Raw genomic sequence first — 287 nt, forward strand, 5'->3', positions numbered from 1 at the left:
CTGCTGGCGTTGAAGCTGCTGCTCCACCCACAATATTTAGCTTCTCACCCAGTTTACGGTGTACGTCTGCTCCACTATTACCAGCAAAGTTCAAGCCTTTATCAGTAAGGTCATTTACGCCATTAGTCACTTTGTCATCTACAGACTTAATTGCATCATGAACCGTGTTTTTACCCGTTCCACCAATATTCTGGGTAGACAGGCTACCATCCGGATTAACAACTGTATTTCCACCAATACTATTTTTGATGCTGTTAGAAATCTTATGAATTTGACTGCCGTTTACC

At 42.2% G+C, this 287-nt stretch carries 1 protein-coding gene; it reads right to left on the reverse strand.

All coding sequences use genetic code 11. The annotated features are described in order from the left end of the window. Window positions 1-287 (reverse strand): hypothetical protein (locus ACINWC141_RS11955; protein ID WP_009391517.1); only part of this gene is annotated, 287 nt, incomplete at both ends.

The sequence above is a fragment of the Acinetobacter sp. WC-141 genome (genome assembly GCF_000313935.1).
GTDB lineage: Bacteria > Pseudomonadota > Gammaproteobacteria > Pseudomonadales > Moraxellaceae > Acinetobacter.